This window comes from Streptomyces sp. NPDC037271 (assembly GCF_055603605.1).
This window is the reverse complement of record NZ_JBVJVN010000002.1, coordinates 485,221-502,852: the sequence shown is the minus strand read 5'-3', so window position 1 is coordinate 502,852 and position 17,632 is coordinate 485,221. Positions and strand designations below refer to the sequence as shown.

General features: G+C 73.0%; 15 protein-coding genes and 1 tRNA gene. 8 read left to right on the top strand and 8 right to left on the bottom strand.

The genetic code is table 11. From position 1 onward, the window contains the following. Positions 1 to 134: 134 nt before the first annotated feature. From ACZ7G3_RS06890 to ACZ7G3_RS06865, 6 genes are all read left to right on the top strand, one after another. Positions 135 to 1,004, top strand: a complete 870-nt coding sequence (locus ACZ7G3_RS06890; RefSeq protein WP_426601528.1) for a maleate cis-trans isomerase family protein — start codon at positions 135 to 137, stop codon at positions 1,002 to 1,004. Next, on the top strand, positions 1,001 to 1,732 hold the full coding sequence (locus ACZ7G3_RS06885; protein ID WP_426601527.1) for a maleate cis-trans isomerase family protein: 732 nt from the start codon (positions 1,001 to 1,003) through the stop codon (positions 1,730 to 1,732). The genes ACZ7G3_RS06890 and ACZ7G3_RS06885 overlap by 4 nt, the downstream gene beginning before the upstream one ends. Before the next feature lie 600 nt (positions 1,733 to 2,332). Further along, a complete protein-coding gene (locus ACZ7G3_RS06880; protein ID WP_470923733.1) occupies positions 2,333 to 3,901 on the top strand; it encodes a pectate lyase family protein in 1,569 nt (522 codons plus the stop codon). 164 nt (positions 3,902 to 4,065) lie between these two features. Further along, complete coding sequence (locus ACZ7G3_RS06875) at positions 4,066 to 4,437, top strand: hypothetical protein (RefSeq protein ID WP_426601525.1); 372 nt, start codon at positions 4,066 to 4,068, stop codon at positions 4,435 to 4,437. Positions 4,438 to 4,593: 156 nt separating this feature from the next. Beyond that, a complete protein-coding gene (locus ACZ7G3_RS06870; protein ID WP_470923731.1) occupies positions 4,594 to 5,310 on the top strand; it encodes a bifunctional DNA primase/polymerase in 717 nt (238 codons plus the stop codon). After that, a tRNA-Lys gene (locus ACZ7G3_RS06865) sits at positions 5,301 to 5,374 on the top strand. The genes ACZ7G3_RS06870 and ACZ7G3_RS06865 overlap by 10 nt, the downstream gene beginning before the upstream one ends. A 135-nt stretch (positions 5,375 to 5,509) precedes the next feature. On the opposite strand, the gene ACZ7G3_RS06860 is transcribed toward ACZ7G3_RS06865, so the two are convergent. After that, positions 5,510 to 6,886, bottom strand: a complete 1,377-nt coding sequence (locus tag ACZ7G3_RS06860; protein ID WP_470923729.1) for a M6 family metalloprotease domain-containing protein — start codon at positions 6,884 to 6,886, stop codon at positions 5,510 to 5,512. A gap of 284 nt (positions 6,887 to 7,170) precedes the next feature. On the opposite strand from ACZ7G3_RS06860, the gene ACZ7G3_RS06855 reads away from it, so the two are divergent. After that, on the top strand, positions 7,171 to 9,108 hold the full coding sequence (locus ACZ7G3_RS06855; RefSeq protein ID WP_470923727.1) for a putative bifunctional diguanylate cyclase/phosphodiesterase: 1,938 nt from the start codon (positions 7,171 to 7,173) through the stop codon (positions 9,106 to 9,108). Here ACZ7G3_RS06855 and ACZ7G3_RS06850 read toward each other — a convergent pair. The 3 genes from ACZ7G3_RS06850 to ACZ7G3_RS06840 all read right to left on the bottom strand — a co-directional run bounded on the left by ACZ7G3_RS06850 (position 9,084) and on the right by ACZ7G3_RS06840 (position 11,306). Next, positions 9,084 to 10,184 carry an LLM class flavin-dependent oxidoreductase gene (locus ACZ7G3_RS06850; RefSeq protein WP_426554448.1) on the bottom strand — a complete coding sequence of 367 codons (1,101 nt, stop codon included), beginning with the start codon at positions 10,182 to 10,184 and terminating at the stop codon, positions 9,084 to 9,086. The two genes, ACZ7G3_RS06855 and ACZ7G3_RS06850, sit on opposite strands and share 25 nt — an antisense overlap. A gap of 69 nt (positions 10,185 to 10,253) precedes the next feature. Continuing rightward, positions 10,254 to 10,448 carry a DUF397 domain-containing protein gene (locus tag ACZ7G3_RS06845; protein ID WP_470923725.1) on the bottom strand — a complete coding sequence of 65 codons (195 nt, stop codon included), beginning with the start codon at positions 10,446 to 10,448 and terminating at the stop codon, positions 10,254 to 10,256. 6 nt (positions 10,449 to 10,454) lie between these two features. Beyond that, on the bottom strand, positions 10,455 to 11,306 hold the full coding sequence (locus tag ACZ7G3_RS06840) for a helix-turn-helix domain-containing protein (protein ID WP_470923990.1): 852 nt from the start codon (positions 11,304 to 11,306) through the stop codon (positions 10,455 to 10,457). 222 nt (positions 11,307 to 11,528) lie between these two features. On the opposite strand from ACZ7G3_RS06840, the gene ACZ7G3_RS06835 reads away from it, so the two are divergent. Beyond that, on the top strand, positions 11,529 to 11,960 hold the full coding sequence (locus ACZ7G3_RS06835; protein ID WP_470923723.1) for an ATP-binding protein: 432 nt from the start codon (positions 11,529 to 11,531) through the stop codon (positions 11,958 to 11,960). Positions 11,961 to 12,243: 283 nt separating this feature from the next. On the opposite strand, the gene ACZ7G3_RS06830 is transcribed toward ACZ7G3_RS06835, so the two are convergent. From ACZ7G3_RS06830 to ACZ7G3_RS06815, 4 genes are read right to left on the bottom strand one after another with little or no spacing between them, the layout of a single operon-like run. Then, positions 12,244 to 13,605 carry an AAA domain-containing protein gene (locus tag ACZ7G3_RS06830; RefSeq protein ID WP_470923721.1) on the bottom strand — a complete coding sequence of 454 codons (1,362 nt, stop codon included), beginning with the start codon at positions 13,603 to 13,605 and terminating at the stop codon, positions 12,244 to 12,246. After that, on the bottom strand, positions 13,602 to 15,236 hold the full coding sequence (locus ACZ7G3_RS06825; protein WP_470923719.1) for a hypothetical protein: 1,635 nt from the start codon (positions 15,234 to 15,236) through the stop codon (positions 13,602 to 13,604). The genes ACZ7G3_RS06830 and ACZ7G3_RS06825 overlap by 4 nt, the downstream gene beginning before the upstream one ends. Further along, complete coding sequence (locus tag ACZ7G3_RS06820; protein WP_470923717.1) at positions 15,227 to 16,660, bottom strand: hypothetical protein; 1,434 nt, start codon at positions 16,658 to 16,660, stop codon at positions 15,227 to 15,229. The genes ACZ7G3_RS06825 and ACZ7G3_RS06820 overlap by 10 nt, the downstream gene beginning before the upstream one ends. Next, entirely contained in the window at positions 16,557 to 17,510 is a 954-nt protein-coding gene (locus tag ACZ7G3_RS06815; protein ID WP_426601514.1) for a phosphatase PAP2 family protein, read from the bottom strand. The genes ACZ7G3_RS06820 and ACZ7G3_RS06815 overlap by 104 nt, the downstream gene beginning before the upstream one ends. Positions 17,511 to 17,632 lie beyond the last annotated feature (122 nt).

Sequence of the window (17,632 nt, the reverse complement as noted above, 5' to 3'; positions counted from 1 at the left end):
AACTTGACCGGCTGTTGACCTGGAGGTGACGCGGGCGGATTGACCACGCTCGCACCGGAACCTACCTTCGTCAACACGGCCGTGCGTAACGGTGCGTTGCCCTCTCCTTCCTCAGTGTGAGGCCGGTGCGTGCCATGGACATCTCCTTTCTCGGCGGACCAGCTCCGCAACGCGGGGTCGGCGTGGTCGCCCCGTTCGACTTCGCACTCGACCGCGAGCTGTGGCGGTGGGTGCCCGACGACGTGTCACTGCACATGACGCGGACCCCGTTCGTGCCCGTCGAGGTCAGTCTGGACCTCGCCCGGCTGGTCAGCGAGCACGAGACGCTCGGCGAGGCGGTGCGCACCCTCAACGCCATCACGCCCGAGGTCGTCGCCTACGCCTGCACCTCGGGCAGCTTCGTCGGCGGCGTCGCCGGCGAACGCGCCATGTGCGAGGCGATGACCTGGGCGGGCGCGGTCCCGTCCGTGACCACCTCCGGCGCGCTGCTGGACGCGCTGGCCGAGCTGGGCGCACGCCGGGTCGCGCTGGTGACGCCGTACACCGTGTCCGTGACCCGAGCGCTGGAGGCGTACGTCGCCGAGGCCGGCGTGACCGTCACCGGCTGCGCCTTCATGGGGCTGACCCGGCACATCTGGCAGGTGCCGTACCGCGACGTGGCCGACATGGCACGCCGGGCGGTACCGCGCCCGGGATCGGCGGACGCCCTGTTCATCTCCTGCACCAACCTCCCCACCTACGACGTCATCCCGCAGCTGGAGGCCGAGCTGCGGATCCCGGTGATCTCGGCCAACCAAGTGACGATGTGGGCAGCGCTGCGCCGACTGGGTACCCCTGCCGTGGGGCCGTACCAGGCGCTGACCGATCCGGCCGCGCGCATCGGCCCCGCGGTGCCGGGGCCCGTCGGTCCCGCGGTGGCGGGCCCGGTCGGTCCCGCGGTGGCGGACCTGCCGGGCGTCGGTGACGCCCCGGACACGGAACAGCAGCAGGAAGGGTGGACATGACAGCACTGGGGTTCCTGTACCCGGGCCACTCCGGCGAGGACGACTATCCACGCATCGAGCAGCTCCTGGGCAGCGACATCCGGGTGGACCTGGTGCACACGGACATCGGCGAGGACGCGCACCGGGTCGACGCCCTTCGCGAGATGGGCTCACCGCGGCGGCTCGCGGCCGGCGTCGAGGAACTGCGCCTCGCCGGCGCCGACGCCGTGGTGTGGGCCTGCACCAGCGGAAGCTTCGTGCACGGCTGGGAGGGCGCCCGGGAGCAGGTGCGCGCCCTCGCCCGGGCGGCGGGCCTCCCGGCCTCCTCCACCTCCTTCGCCTTCGTGCGCGCGGCGCAGGAGATCGGGGCGCGGCGAGTCGCCGTCGGCGCGACCTACCCGGACGACGTGGCGCGGCTCTTCGCGGACTTCCTCACCGCCGCCGGCATCGAAGCGGCCGGCGTCGTCAGCTCCGGCATCATCACGGCGGCGGAGGTCGGCACCTGGACCGAGTCGCAGGTGCTGGCCCTGGCCCGCGCCGCCGACCGCCCGGACGCGGAGGCCGTCCTCCTCCCGGACACGGCCCTGCACACGGTGGCCCACATCCCGGCCCTGGAGAAGGAACTGGGCAAGCCGGTCCTCACCGCGAACCAGGTCACCGTCTGGGAGGGCCTGCGCCTGGCCGACCGCCGGGTCAACGCACCGGAGCTGGGCGCGCTGTTCACCCGGGAGCCGGTGGTGCAGGCCTGAGGCGCGGTTCCCGGTCAGGAGCGCGGATGCCGGTCGGGACGTGGATCCCGGTCGGGAAGCGGACCACGGTCGGGAAGCGGATCGCGTCGGCCGGGGCGTCGGGACCGCGGTGCGAGCCGTGCGGGCGGCCGGCCCGCCGTCACCGGCGGCGGGCAGACGGCGTGGCCCGGACCACAGGAAAGAACCCCGGTCCCGCTGGAGCGGGGCCGGGGTTCTCGTCGAGCGCTGGGCAGGCCTTGCACCTGCATTTCCCCACGGGAAGTGGGGCGTCTTTCCTTGGACCACCAACGCACTGCCGTTCGCCGGGGGTTGGCCCCCCGCGAGCTGGCAGGATGATCGTATCGCAGCTCCGCCCCAGGTGCACATCGGCTCGGCGCGGCGGTGGTGCGGCGGTGGGTGAGAACTCACCTGGCGGGGGTGATAACTCACCTGACGTTCACTCACATGTACAGCGGCCTTCATTCTGAACGTGCCCGATCCCTTGCCAGCCCCCGGGGGCGCCCCTATTCTCACGCCGAGAAAGCGCTTTCACGCGATTCGATTGACATGATCGCGACAAAGATGCCGTTCCGGCATGTGAAGACGAATGGGGAGCCCGAGATGAGACGATCAGTCGCGCTGCGACTCAACGCGGCGCTGGCCACCTTGGCCGTTGCCGCCGCGACCGGTGTGGTGCTGTCGATGCCCGAGGCGGCGGCAGCGGCCAGTGGCGCCACCGGCTACGCCACCCAGAACGGCGGCACGACCGGCGGTGCGGGCGGACAGACGGTCCGGGCCACCACCGGAACCGCGATCCACCAGGCCCTGTGCGGCCGGGCCAGCAGCAGCACCCCGATCACCATCGAGGTCGAGGGCACCATCAACCACGGCAACACCACCAAGGTGTCCGGCGACAGCTGCAGCACCGCGGCCGACAAGATCGAGCTCAAGCAGATCAGCAACGTCACGATCGTCGGGGTCGGCGGCGGCGCCGTCTTCGACCAACTGGGCATCCACATCCGGGAGTCCAGCAACATCATCATCCAGAACGTGACGGTCCGGAACGTCAAGAAGTCGGGCTCGCCCACCTCCAACGGCGGCGACGCCATCGGCATGGAGAGCGGCGTCCGCAACGTCTGGGTCGACCACACGACCCTGGAGGCGTCGGGCGGGGAGTCGGAGGGCTACGACGGCCTCTTCGACATGAAGGACGACACCAAGTACGTCACCCTGTCCTACAGCGTCCTGCGCAACTCCGGCCGCGGCGGCCTGATCGGCTCCAGCGAGAGCGACCGCTCCAACGGCTACGTCACCTTCCACCACAACAAGTACGAGAACATCGACTCCCGCGCGCCCCTGCTGCGCGGCGGCATCGCCCACGTCTACAACAACCACTACGTGAGCCTCAACGAGTCCGGCATCAACTCCCGGGCCGGCGCGAAGGCCAAGGTCGACAACAACTACTTCGAGGACTCCAAGGACGTCCTCGGCACCTTCTACACGGACCAGGCCGGCTACTGGCAGGTCAGCGGCAACATCTTCGACAACGTGACCTGGTCCGAGCGCGAAGGCGACAACAACCCCGCCGGCCCCGACCCGCAGTCCAACACCAGCGTCAGCATCCCGTACTCCTACGCCCTCGACGCGGCCGACTGCGTGCCGGGCGTCGTGAGTCAGACGGCGGGCGCCAACAAGGGCCTGAAGGTGTCGGACGGCAGCTGCACGCCGCAGAACCCGGACCCGACCGAGCCGGACCCGACCGAGCCCGGCCCCACCGACCCGGACCCGGACCCGACCGAGCCCGACCCCACCGACCCGCCCACCGGGACCAACCTCAGCATCGGGGCCGGCGCCGACGGGTCCTCCAAGGCCGACGGAACGAGCTACGGCAACGTCCGTGACGGTGACATGAGCACCTACTGGTCCCCGTCCGGCTCCACCGGTTCCGTCTCCGTCAAGTGGGGGTCCGCCACCACGGTCTCCAAGATCAACATTCGGGAGGCGGCGGGCTCCGAGGGCAGCATCGGAACCTGGCGGGTCGTCAACCACGACACGGGCTCCGTACTGGCCTCCGGCAGCGGAGCGGGCGTCATCGGCTTCGACCGGACCTCGCTGAAGAAGATCACCTTCCAGATCACCGGCTCCGGCGGCACACCGAAGGTCGCCGAGTTCGAGACCTACGCCGGCTAGCGAGCGGCGTGGTCCCGCGGGAGTGGGCGAGGGGTGCCCGGTGCGCGCGTACCGGGCACGGCCTCGCCCTCTTGCACGGGCGCGGGACAATGGACGGTGGCCCACTCCACCCGGAGTGCCCCGGTCCCCGGGGAGGGCCGTCGTGCGCACGAGGAGGAGAAGACATGGCGGAGCCCACGCCGCGTCGGAACGAACCGCGGCTACGCCCCGCGCCCCTGCTCTTCGAGCCGGCGGAGGCGGCCGCCGATCCGGAGCACTTCTTCGACCTCGAGTCGATCGACGACCCCCGTGCGCTGCTGGACCGGGCGACGGAGCTGACGCACGCCTTCCGGGCGGCGGCGGACCGGGCGATGGAGTTCCAGGCGATGGCGGCGGCGCAGCTGGCCGACCCCCGGCGGTTCGACCGGCTGACGGCCGCGGACATCGCCGAGCGGGCCGAGTGGACCGAGGACTACGCCAAGAAGATGGTGGAGTTCGGCCGGGACCTGATGCGCGGCGGCGAGGGCGGCTCGCACCCCGGGCGGCCCGTGCCCTGACGGATCTCCACGCCCGGTGTCGGGCCCCCGCGCCGGCCGGCCGGTCCTCTCGCATATGCCAGGCGGGTGGGCAAGATACTGCGTCCGCCTCCCTCCTGTCCCGGTTTCCCGCAACTCGCCGGAGTCGGTTCCTCACGCCCGGTAAATGTATGCGGCATGAGCAGCACGCGCGAAGTCGCCCTCGAATCCGCCCCCCGCACCTCGGACGTCACCTCGGACGGCGCTGCCTGGCTGGCCTCGGCGGGCCCGTACCCGCGCAGCGCGCTCACGCTCTGGGGGGAGCGCCCCGGGGCCCCGGTCGTCCTGCCCTGCGGTTCCGTCTTCGACGTGGTGAGCGCCCCCGCGATCTTCGGGCGCCGGATGCTGGACCGGATGTGGGAGGAGGGGCCGGGTTCGGGGCCGGTGGCCGAGTTCCGGGGCCGCATGCTGCTGTTCACCGCGCCGGGCACGGCCCAGCGGCTGCCGTCGCTGCTGGAGTGGGAGGAGTGGAGCGCGCGTGGCCGGGAGGGCGGCCGCACGGGCGCGGTGCCGCCGCTGCTGTGCCACGGCGCCGGGGACGCGGTGACCGTGCCGGCCCCTATGGGCGCGGCGGCCGGGCGGGCTCCGGTGGGCGCGGTGGCCGGGCGGGCTCCGGTGGACGCGGTCGTCCGGTCGGCTCCGGTGGGCGCGGCGGCCGGCCCGGCCCCGGCGGGCGAGTCCGCCCGGTCCGGTTCCCGCTGGCTGGTGGCTCCGGACACGCGCCGGCCGTGGCTGCCGGGCCCGGAGATCCTGCTCTGGGCGGCCGTACGGGCAGCCCGCGCCGCCGTCCGTATTTCGATTTTTCCCTGCGCCGACCAGGATGCTAAGGTCTACGACGTCAGCAGGCGCCGCTAGCTCAGTTGGTTAGAGCAGCTGACTCTTAATCAGCGGGTCCGGGGTTCGAGTCCCTGGCGGCGCACGTTGTCGATGGCGAGGCAGGTTCGCGGAAAGCGCGAAGCGGCCTCGCCATCGTTGTTCCCGCGCGGCTGCGCCGCGCGTGGCCGGGGGCTCCGCCACCCGCCCCCCTCGGCCGTCGTGACCCCGGGCGCATGGCTCACCCCGGCGTGACCTGCACCGTCCACGCCCCCGACACCGTCCGCCCCGCCACCTCGACCCGTACGCCCTCGCCCGGCACCGTGAAGCTCTCGCCCAGACCCACCGGGGCGTCGGCGAGCGGCGGGTAGACCGAGTCCTCCCAGCAGGCCTCGGTGTCCGGGTGGGCGTCGACCACCTCGACCGGCCCGCCCCCGGACTCCGCCCCGCTGCGCACCCGGTACACCAGCACCCCCGCCCGGCAGGCGGCGGCGTCGTTGCCGACCGGCCCCCGTGCCTCGAAGGCGAGCACGCTGTCCGCCCCGGTGCGCACCACCGCGAGCTTGGTGCCCCGGCCGAGACCGAAGGCCGGCGCCCCGGCCGCGCCCGTCACCACCACCCCCGGCCCCGCCCCCAGCGGCTCCAGTGTCAGCCGGGTGGGGCCGCTGCCCCGCACGCACGCCACCTGCCGGGGCTGCAGCCAGCCCAGCTTCCACTTGTGCCAGCCGAACAGGTCGGGGGCCAGTCCGAACTGGCTGCCCATGAGGTCCCAGTCGCCGACGTGGGTGTCCCAGTCGCCCTTGCCGTCGACGGGCCGCTGGTACAGGTCGGGCAGGTCGAAGACGTGCCCGGTCTCGTGGGCCAGGACCAGCCGGTCCGGGGGATGGTTCTCGAAGACCGTGACGACGCGCCGGATGTCGGTGCCGTCGGCCCGCATCGGGGTGTCCAGGTTGACGACCTTCGTGGCGTCGGAGTCCACGCCGGGCGCGTCCGGGTCGGCGACGAAGTAGACGACGTCGTAGCGGGAGAAGTCGACGTGCCGGTCGGCGGCGTCGAGCGCGTCCCGCAGGTACGCGGCCCGGTGCCGGGGGCTCCAGTCGCGCCGTATGTCGTACCAGGTCGAGGGCCGGGGCATGGGGACCCAGGTGCGCAGCGGGTGCGGGCGGAGCGTGAACGTGCCGTACGAGGCGCGCCGGAAGAAACGGGTGGTGGCCGGGAAGTGGTCGGCGGCCAGTTCGGCCGGCGCGGTCAGCGGCTGGGAGTCGGGGAAGGACAGGAACACCATCACCGCGTCCAGGGCGCGGACGGGCCGCGGATAGGCGGCGTTCCAGGTGTCCAGGCCCTCGGAGTGGTGCACGTCGGCGCGCCGGAGCGCGCAGGGCTCCGGGGAGAAGGGCTCCGCGACCGAGGGGGCGGTGACCAGGGAGGTCGCGGCGAGGGCCGACATCGTGGTGCACATCGCCGTCGTGCTGCGCAGCCTGGGCCGGACCGCCCCCGCGGCCCGCCGGTCCGCGCCGAGCCTCTTGAGGGCTTCCCGGGGGAGTCGCCTCAGGGGGAGCTGGCGCGGCACATGGACCTCCGGGTGCGGTTGACGGGACACCGCACTCAGCTTGTGCATGTTTGTCGTACTGCGCCCTGTTCGCCTGCACCGGATGGGTGAGCCGCCCGGAATTTCGCCGGAGGACTCCTGGCCGGCACCTTCGGGTCACTCACAGAACGTCACAACTGGTCGGGGGTGCGTGAAACCCGTCCAGGTGTGAGCAGAAACGATCTGCCGGAGAGATCACTTGGTCCCGAACGCGGAACGGCGGGTGGAAGGGCCCGTTGGCAGCCTCTATGATCGGCACACTTTCCTGCACGAACAGAGCACGAACAGAGATCGAGGCACTGCGGGAGCGAGCGGTGAACGGAACCTCCGAAGGGCCGGCGCCCGCGGCAGACCTCGACCGGTCGGCCGTCACGGACAGTGACAACCATCTGGCGTCTCGTACTCCGTGTACGGGGTCCCCGGCCTACCGGTCGGCGTTCACGGCCGCCCCCCTGGCCATGGCCGTCGTCGACGCCGAGGGCCTGGTCGTCGGCGCCAACGCATCGCTGGGCGCCCTGCTCGGCACCGACCCGGCCGCGCTGGCCGGCAGCCCGGCGGCCGACCTCGTCGACCTCGCCTCCGACGCCGGCACCTGGCACGCGTACCGCGAGGTGCTGCGGGGCCGGCGGCCCCGGCTGCGCTGCACCCGGCGGCTGAAGCGGGCCGACGGGCACTCCCTGTGGGTGCAGGTGACCCTCGCTCCCCTGGCCGAGTCCGGGGACGCGCAGGAGGGGCTGCTGCTGTCGGTGGCCGACATCAGTGCCCGGCGCGAGCTCCAGGCCCGGCTGCGCCACCTCCAGATGCACGACCCGGTGACCCGGCTGCCCAACCGCGCGCTGTTCTTCGAGCGCCTGACGGCCGCGCTGGAGGCGGAGTCGCACGAGCACGGGGGCACCGGCCGGATCGGCGTGTGCTACCTGGACCTGGACGGCTTCAAGGCCATCAACGACACCCTCGGCCACCGTGTCGGCGACCGGCTGCTGGCCGCCGTCGCCGAACGCCTCACCCGCTGCGCGGAGGACGCCGCCCACGCCCGGTCCGGCGCCCCGCTGGTCGCCCGGCTCGGCGGCGACGAGTTCGCCCTGCTCGTGGAGGACTCCACGGGTACCGACCAGCTCGCCGAACTGGCCGAATCGGTCCTGACGGCGCTCCAGGCGCCCTTCGAGCTCGCCGACCGCAGCCTGTCGGTCACCGCGTCGGTCGGCGTCGTCGAACGCCACACCGTCGGCACCACCCCCACCGCCCTGATGCAGGCCGCCGACACGACCCTGTACTGGGCCAAGGCCGACGGCCGGGCCCGCTGGACGCTCTTCGACCCCGAGCGCAACGCGAACCGCATGACCCGCCAGGCCCTCGCCGCCACGCTCCGCCCCGCCATCGAGCGCGGGGAGTTCGCCCTGGAGTACCAGCCGCTGGTCGGCATGGAGGACGGCCGGGTGCGGGGCGTGGAGGCGCTCATCCGCTGGAATCATCCTCAGTTCGGCGTATTGGCGCCGAATCGGTTCATCGCACTGGCGGAGGAGGACGGCTCGATCGTTCCCCTGGGCCGCTGGATCCTGCGCACCGCCTGCCACCAGGCCCGCCGCTGGCAGCTGGCCCACCCGGACGACCCGCCGATCTTCGTCAGCGTCAACGTGGCGGTCCGCCAGGTCTGGGACTCCGACCTGGTGGCGGACGTGGCGGCGACCCTGGAGGAGACGGGCCTGGCCCCGCACCTGCTCCAGCTGGAACTGACGGAGTCGGCGGTGATGGGCTCGGCGGGCCGCCCGCTCCAGGCCCTCAAGGCGCTCAGCGACATGGGTGTCCACATCGCCATCGACGACTTCGGCACGGGTTACTCGAACCTCGCGTACCTGAGCCGGCTGCCCGTCTCGGTCCTGAAGCTGGACGGTGCGTTCGTACGGGGGTTCCAGTACGACGGGGTGCGGGACGGCGGGATCCAGGCCGCCGGGGCGGACGCCGACGCCGACCCGGCGGCCGACGCGGCCTCGGCCAACCCGGCCGACGAGGTCATCGTCGAGGCGATGGTCCAGCTCGCCCACCGGCTCGGGCTGACCGTCACCGCCGAGTGCGTGGAGACCTCCGACCAGGCGACCCGCCTGCGCCGCATCGGCTGCGACACCGGTCAGGGCTGGCTGTACTCCCGACCGGTGGCGCCGGATCGTATCTCCGCACTGCTCGGTGCCGGCGGGCACGGGGCGGCCGGCACCGCCGGGGCCGCCGGGGTTCAGGCCGGTGTCGGCAACCCGTAGGCGTCGGCGATCAGCTCGTAGGAGCGCAGCCGTACGTCGCCGCCGTGGGCGTTGGCGGTGAGCATCAGCTCGTCGGCTCCGGTGCGCTTCTGGAGGTCGTCGAGGCCGGACCGGACCTCGTCCGGGGTGCCGTGGATGACGTTGGAGTTCCAGGACGCCACGAACTCCTGCTCCATCGGGCTGAAGTCGTACGCCTCGGCCTCCTCCGGCGTCGGTACGAGCCCGGGACGCCCGGAGCGCAGCCGGACCATGTTCAGCGCGGCGGCCAGCACCTGCCGGCGGGCCTCCTTCTCGTCGTCCGTCGCCAGCGCGGAGACGCCGATGAGCGCGTAGGGCGCGTCGAGGACGGCGGACGGCCGGAAGGACTCCCGGTACAGGTCCAGCGCCGGGACGGTGTTCTGCGCCGAGAAGTGGTGCGCGAAGGCGAAGGGCAGCCCGAGGGTGCCGGCCAGCCGCGCGCTGAAGCCGGAGGAGCCGAGCAGCCAGACCGGCGGCCGGTGCGGGGACTGGACACCGCCGGGGGAGGTCGCCTGCACGGGACCGGGCACGGCGTGGATACGGCGGTAGGGGTGCCCGTCGGGGAAGTCGTCGTCCAGGAACCGCAGCAGCTCCGCGAGCTGCTGCGGGAAGTCGTCGGCGCCCTCGTTCAGGCGGTCGGTGCGGCGCAGGGCGGCGGCGGTGGCCCCGTCGGTGCCGGGGGCACGGCCGAGGCCGAGGTCGACGCGGCCCGGGGCCATGGCCTCCAGCGTGCCGAACTGCTCCGCGATCACGAGCGGCGCGTGGTTCGGCAGCATCACGCCGCCCGAGCCGAGCCGGATGCGGTCGGTGTGGGCCGCCAGGTGGGCCAGGATCACCGCGGGTGAGGAGGAGGCGACGCCGGGCATGGAGTGGTGCTCGGCGACCCAGTAACGGTGGAAGCCGCGGGCCTCGGCGAGGCGTGCGATGTCCACGCTGGTCCGCAGGGCGTCGGTGGCGGTGCGACCGGCGCCGACGGTCACCAGGTCCAGTACGGAGAGGGGAACGGGTGCGGTGCCGTGGACCGGGCCCCGGATCTCCTCTGCGGCGTCTGCGGCCATCGTGGGGTGCCTCCTGTGTGGTGTGACGTTCGCGGTTCGCTGCGCGACGTAACAGGAGGCGGTCTCCGGTTATTCCCCGGTGGGAGTCTTGAGGGCGGCGAGGAAGGCGGTGAAGGCGGGGGCGGGGAAGGTGAGCACGGCGCGGGCGGGAGTCTTGGAGTCGCGGACGGCTATGTGGGGGTGGCGGCGGGCCACTTCCACGCAGGCATTGCCCTCACCACCGCCGGAGTAGGACGACTTCTTCCATATGCGGGGGGTCACCATCTGGGCTTACAGCTCCTTCGTCAGCTTGTGGATGAAGTCACGGGAACGCTCGGGCTCGAACGCGGCTTCTCTCACCTTATGGAACAGTGTTCGAAAGTGGCTCAGCTGAGCTTCGGCGTCGACGAAGACGGTGCCGTGAGGGGTGTCGCGAACGACAGTGTCCAACTGGGGGACGGGGCCGCCCGCGTACACCATGGCGCTCCCGGCGCCGGCGAAGCCTTCCACCGTGAAGGGGATGACGCGCACGGTGACGTGGCCGGAAGTGGCGAAGTCCAGGACATGGTCGAGCTGAGCCCTCATCGCGGCACTGTCGCCGACCTTGATGCGCAGGGCGGCTTCGTGGACGACCGCCTCGTACGGAACCGCTTGCGGCTGTTCGATGATGCCCCGTCGCTTCATACGATGCTCCACCCAGCGCTCCACCTCCTCCTCCGAGAACTGGGGGTTCACGTAGTGGAAGAGCGCGCGGGCGTAATCCTCGGTCTGGAGGAGCCCGGGGACGTGTAGGAAGTCAACGTCCCAGCGGAGGGAGGCGTGATGCTCCAACTCCGAGAGGTCGAGGAACGAGTGGGGCAATGAGCCCCGATACTCCTCCCACCAGCCGCGCGTGCGGTCGGTCGCCATCGCAGCCAGCGCCGAGACCAACTCTTCGTCCGTGCAGGCGTAATGCGCTGCGAGGCGCCGTAGGCGTTCTTCGCTCACTCCGGCGATTCCGGACTCGATCTGGCTGATCTGGACGGAGTTCACGCCGAGAAGGGCTGCCGCCTCGGTTGCTTTGAGTCCCGCGGCCTCCCGCATCTTTCTCAGTTCGGCCCCCAGGCGCACCTGACGTGCTGTGGGCGTGCGTCTCGGCGGCACGACTTCCTCCTCGCTCAACGGATGCCCGCAGGCGGCTCGTTCGGGGCAAGGTTACGCGATGGGCTTGCTGAGTAATAAATCTATGACCTACCGTCGGTGACGTGACGCGCACTCCGCGCAATTCCGGGGCGCTGGAAGCGCACCGCTCCGTCCTGCCGTGGCGGCGCGGCAATGACACCGGCACCCGCCGCACACCACTCCACATCCCCGAAGGGACCCGGCATGTCCGAAAACGATCCGTCGGAGTACTCCCTCTACATTCCGAACGATCCCCGTGCCGTCACCGTCTGCCGCCGGACCCTCCGGCTGATCCTGACGATGCACGGACTGATCGGGCTGGTCGACGTCGCGGAACTGCTGGCGACGGAGCTGGTCTCGAACGCCGTGCGGCACACCAAGGGGCCCGTCGCTCTGCGGGTGCGCTGGGCGGCGGGCGTACTGCGCATCGGAGCGTGGGACGCGGACCCGACGCCGCCGCAGCCGCCGCAGCCGTTCGACCGGGACGTGGACCGGGAGGACGGGCGGGGTCTGGCGCTGGTCCGGGCCTGTGCCGACGTGTGGGGGTGGCAGCCGTTGGCGCGTGAGGGCAACCGGGGCAAGTACGTGTGGTGTCAACTGAGTGCCGCCCCGACAGCCGTGACACGCACGGCGTGAAGCGGGCGCGGGGCGGTCGATCGCCGTGCGGTGGTCCGGCCGCTGACGCCCTTGGCGGCCCACGCGGCGCGGATGTCCGCGACGACGGGCACCCCCCCACCCAGTAGCCCGCATCCGTGAACTTTCCGGCGAAATCGTTCACGCACCCCTCAGATGAGCGCCCCAAGGACAAAACCATCAGATTGTCCTCACCGCGGAGACAGCCCCCCACCCCCTCCGCGTTCGCCACTCCGGGCCAGTTGCGCGGACCCGTGGCGCGGACCAGTGGCGCGTGGCGCCCACGTCAGGGCCGCCAGGCCACCCGGTGCTCCGCCAGGTGGGCGAGGACGGCGTGGTTCGCCTCCCAGCCGTCGGGGAATTTCACCAGCGTGCCCAGCTGGACCGGCTCCGTGGACGGATAGTCGTCCAGCAGCTCGCCCACCCCTTCCCGGCAGACCACGATGCACGCGTGCCGGTGACGGGAGGCCAGGACGCACAGGCGGCCCGTCTCCAGGTGGAAGGCGGTGGCGTCGGGGCGGCCGGAGAGCGGATGCAGGACGACGGTGACGTCGTACTCGCGGCCCTGGAGCCGGTTCGCCGTGTCTACGGTCACGCCGCTCACCCCGAGGTCGGCCAGCGCGGCCCGTACCGCCGCCGCCTGGTCCCGGTGCGCCGTACCGACGGCGATACGGCCGGCGGTCAGCGGGGCGGGGTCGGGCGAGCGCTCGGACGTCGCCGCGCCCTCCCGGTCGAGGAGCCGCCGGACCACCGCCGCCACCGCCCGCACCGCCTCCGGATCGGTGCGCGGGGTGTGCCGCGGGGGCAGCTCCAGCAGACCCCAGCCCGAACGGGCGGCCTCGTCGATCACCTGGTCGGGGCCCGAGCCGTCCGACGCCACCGCGAAGGCCAGACTCCGGTCGCCGTGGTCCGTGCCGCTGCGGAACGGCGTGTACGGGTAGAACGCGTCGGAGACGAGCCCCGCCGCCGAGGCCGGGAGTCGCCACGACACCGGCAGCCGGTGCTGAGGCAGGCCCGGATTGTGCGCGAGGAGTGTCGTCACCGCGGAGCCCGACGGGTCGTACGACAGGCCCGCCCACTGCTCGCTGCCCACGGTCGCGAACGGGTCCAGCTGGCCCGGGTCGCCCACGAACAGCGCCCGTTCGAAGAGACCGGCGACCGCCAGCAGGGCGTCGGAGCGCATCTGGTACGCCTCGTCGACGATCGCGTGCCGCCACGGCTCGTCCACCTTGACGTGCGCCCACTTCGCGGCCGTGGACAGGACGACGGCCTGCCCGGCGAGGTCGGCGGCCTTCGCCGACTTGCGTACGTTCGCGAGGTCGTCGAGTGCCTTGTCGTACGGGTCGGCGTCGCTGCTGTGCAGGCGGCCCACCGGCAGGTCGGGGTTCTTCTCGGCGAGACGCAGGACCAGGTCGTCGACCTGGGCGTTGGTCTGCGCCACCACCATCAGGGGGCGGCCGGCCTCGGCCAGCTCCAGCGCCGCCCGGACGACGAGCGTGGACTTGCCGGCGCCGGGCGGGGAGTCGACGACGACACCGCGCTCGGTGCCGTGCAGGGTGTCGTGGAGGATCGCGGCGGTGGCGCGGGCGGCCTCGGCGCCCGGGTCGAATCCGGCCTCGACGGGAGCGGTGGTGGCCTCGGCGGTCACAGGATGTCCTCCTCCGTCTGGGCGTCCGCGGCCTCCGGTACGGCCGCCGTCTCGCCGGGCGGTCCGCCGTGCGTCCACGGGGTCTGCTCCGGGTCGGGCAGCTTCGCGCCGCCCCGCTGCTCGTGCTCGAAGAGGGTGAAGCAGACCAGGTCCCCCTTCTCGGGCACCGACCCGGCCTCGGGCTCCTTGCCGCGGCCCATCTTGTCGACGATCCGCAGGACCAGTCCGCCCCCGCCCCCGCCCCCGACCCCGTCCCCGTCCGCGTCGGCCGGCCCGACGTACTCCGCCGCCTGCGGTTTGCCGTTCAGCGACCGGTAGACCTTCACGCGCTCGCCCAGGTGCGGGCGGTCGTCCGTGCGGACCGTGACCAGCGGGCGCGGACTGGGCCGCCTGCTCTCGCTGTACGCCATCACCACGTCGGTGACCTCACCGGCGAACGCCTCGCCGGACAGCCGCCGCCCGGCCATCACCAGCGGATCGTCCAGCGCCTCCTGGGCCTCCAGCCGGGCCTGTTCGCGCTCGCGCGTGGCCAGCTTGTTCGCCGCGGTCACCGCGTCGTCGCGGCGCGGCTGCGGGGGCTCGCCGGACAGCACGCGGTCGCGGTGGGAGGTGAACGACCAGCGGTCGCGGGTCCAGCGTTCCTCGACATGCGCGCCGACGGGCAGCTCCCGCAGCAGGTCCAGACCCCGCCACACCGTGTCCCAGGTGGGGCGGGTACGGCTCTCGACCAGGGCGCGGATCTCCCGCTCGGCCGTGGTGAGGGCGCCGAGCCGGTCGTCGGCCTCCAGGCCGTCCTCGGCGGCGGCGAGCGCGGTGCGGGCGCGGTCGTAGCGCTCGATGGCGGGGGCGAGCAGCTTGTTGTCGAAGGCCGGGTCGGTCGCCGGGCCCGCGGGCGGGCACAGCAACTGACCGTCGGCGTCACGCGCGAGTTCGGCGCGCCGCGCGGCCTGCGCGCCGGTCAGTCCGGCGGCGTCGGCCTCCGGGTCGATCCAGGCCAGCAGCGCCCCCAGGTGCTGGTCCTCCAACGAGGACTGACCGGTCGCCCACTGCCGGCCCAGCAGGTCGGTCATGGCCAGGAGGAGGGAGGATCCGGGGACCCGGGCCCGCTCGCCGTAGTGGGTCAGCCACCGGCCGAGCAACGGCACCCTCGGCGGCGCGGGATGCGGCGTGTCCGGGTCCTCCTCCGCCGTACGCCGGAACCGCATCGACCGGCCCAGCAGCCGGACGAAGTCGATGCCCGCGCGGCTCGGCACGACCAGCTGCGCGGCGTCCGCGCACAGGTCGACCTCCACCTTGACGCGCTTGCCCGTCTCCGGGTCGGTCTCGGTGCGCTCGGCGGTCTCCACACTGTCGGCGTACGCCTCGATGTGCGGCAGCACGATGCCGGCCAGCTCGGCCAGGAACGCGAACCGCAGGTCGCGGTCGCGGGGCTGCGGGACGACCAGCAGATGCGGGGCGTCCCGGTCGGTGCCGACCAGGGCACCGAGCGGGGCACCGGCCTCACCGGCGGTGATCAGCGGCACGAAGACCAGCGGACGGTCGGACAGGTGCCGGTGCCGGACGGTGGCGGCGGGCTGGGCCCGGCCGGTGCGCATGGCCTCCAGACGGGCGAGCGTGGTGATCAGTGACACCCGGCCACCCCGCTCCCGTCGGCCCTGTGCCCGGCCACCCCGTGCCCGGTCATCCCGCTCCCGTCGGCCCTGTGCCCGGCCACGCCGTGCCCGGTCGTCCCGCTCCCGTCGGCCCTGTGCCCGGCCACGCCGTGCCCGGTCGTCCCGCTCCCGTCGGCCCCGCTCCCACCGGCCCCGTGTCCGCCGACGCCGTGTCCGCCGACCCCGCTGCCGGCCGTCGCGAGGGCCTCCGCACGCAGCCGGGCCGCCCTGCGCAGCGCGGCCACCGCCGGGTCGTCCGGATCGCCGGTCTCCCCCCGGGCCGCCGCCAGCACGTCCTCCACCGTCGACAGCCCTCCGAGCTCGGCCCGTACCGGGCGGCCCAGCGCGGTCACCGCGCCGGCCTCGAGGGACCGGCCGCGGCAGTGGAAGGCAAGCTCGCAGGCGGACAGGCACTCGGGCGCGTACGTCGCCGGGACCGCCTCGACCGCGGCCGTCAGCTCCTCGGCCGGCAGCGCGGGGGAGAAGCAGACGCCCTCGGGGAGCGTGTCGGCGATGTCCTCGATACGGGTCAGGCGGGCCAGCTGGCGGTCGGTGACCGCGCGCTGCTTGCGCACGTCGACGGCGGAGGCGGTGGGCAGGTTGGAGAAGTCCTCGGGACAGACGAGGAGCACCCGGTGGCGCACGCGCGGGGCGGGGTCCAGCCGGGCGGCGACCCGCTCCAGGGCCAGCACGTACACCGCTGCCTGCCGGGCGGCGGCGCCGACCTTCGCCGGGTCGGCGGAGCCGTCCAGCATGGGGAAGGACTTGATCTCGACCACCGTCCAGCTGCCGTCCGGGTGCACCACCACGGCGTCCGGCTCCAGGAAGGCGGGGGAACCGGCGACGTCGAGGGCGAGCATCGGGTGGTCGAGGAGCGTCCACGTGCCAGGAGTACCGGGTGGACCGGACGCCCCTGGCGCACTCGAGGCCCCGGGTGTGCCGGTGGCCTCCCGCAGCGCCAGCGACGTCCGGGCCGCGCGGCCCTCGGGGCCGGTCGCGGACAGGTCCGGCACGTGCGCGCCGGAGGGCGGCTCGGCGCCCCGGTCCAGTTTCTCGTGCACGAGCCGCAGCAGCTCGGCGCCGCCGTCCGCCTTGACCCGCGCCTCGAAGGCGTTGCCCCGCACGAAGGCGAACTGCGACTGCCCGAAGACCGACGGCGAGCCCAGCGCGCTCGCGAGCGACGCCTTGTCCACCCCGGCGCCGTCGAGGATCGCGCGACGGCGGCACCCGGGGTTGGCGGCGAGCGCGGCCAGGGCGCGCGCGTCCAGTGCCCTGGCCGGTACGTCGGGACCGCGCAGCTCAGCGAGCCGGTGCCGGAGTCTCGTCCCCCGCGTCCGCTGGGGAGGGGTCCGGCTCGGCTCCCGCTCCGAACCGCTGCTCGCGCTGCCGTGGAAATCGCTCACCCGCGGAAGTCTGGCATCCACCACTGACAATCGCGGAACTCACGCCGGCCGGGGCCTGTGCGGCCGGGGTGGCGCGGGTCGCGAACCGCGTCCGTACCCGGTCCGCGCTCCGCAGCACGAACGGCGTCAGCAGCAGCCCCGCGCCCATCACGGCCGCGCCGGCCACGGCGTCGAGGAAGTAGTGGTTCGCGGTACCCATCACCACGATCGTGGTCACCAGCGGGTAGACGACGCCCGCCACCTTCGCCGTGCGCGTGCCGCCGTAGCGCCACAGCATCACCCCGCACCACAGGGACCAGCCCACGTGCAGGCTGGGCATGGCCGCGTACTGGTTGGTCATCCCGCCCAGGCCGCGCGGCGCGCTCGCCTCGCCGCCCCACCAGCCGTACGTGCTGTACTGGGCCATCGTGTCGACGAAGCCGTGGCTCGCGTCCAGCAGCCGGGGCGGGCAGGTCGGCAGCAGGGTGAAGCCGATGAGACCGATGAACGTGGACGTCATCAGCCAGGTGCGGGCGGCCCGGTAGCGCACGGTGCGTGAGCGGAAGATCCAGACCAGGATCGCGGGGGTGACCAGGTAGTGCAGTGACGCGTACCAGAAGTCGGCCGGTATGCCGATCCACGGCTCGCGGGTGAAGAGGCGGTTGAGCGGGTGCTCCGCGTTGAGGAACAGCACCTTCTCTATGCGCAGGATGGCCAGACCGTGATCGACGGCGTCGGAGACGTCGCCCCGGACGAGGAGGCGGCCCGCGGAGTAGCAGGCGTACACGAGGACGATGAGCGGCAGCTCGGTCCACCAGCGCGGCCGGGGTTTCGGGATCGCCTCGGTGCCCGGTGTCTCGGTGTGCGGCAATCCGATCGCCCTCCCCCTTCGTTCTCGCGCGCCTCGGACGGACACGGGCGTGCCACTCTACGGCCTTCGTGCGCCCGGTTCACGGAGCGCCCTCGGCCCTGATAGACGCCCACATCGCCCGC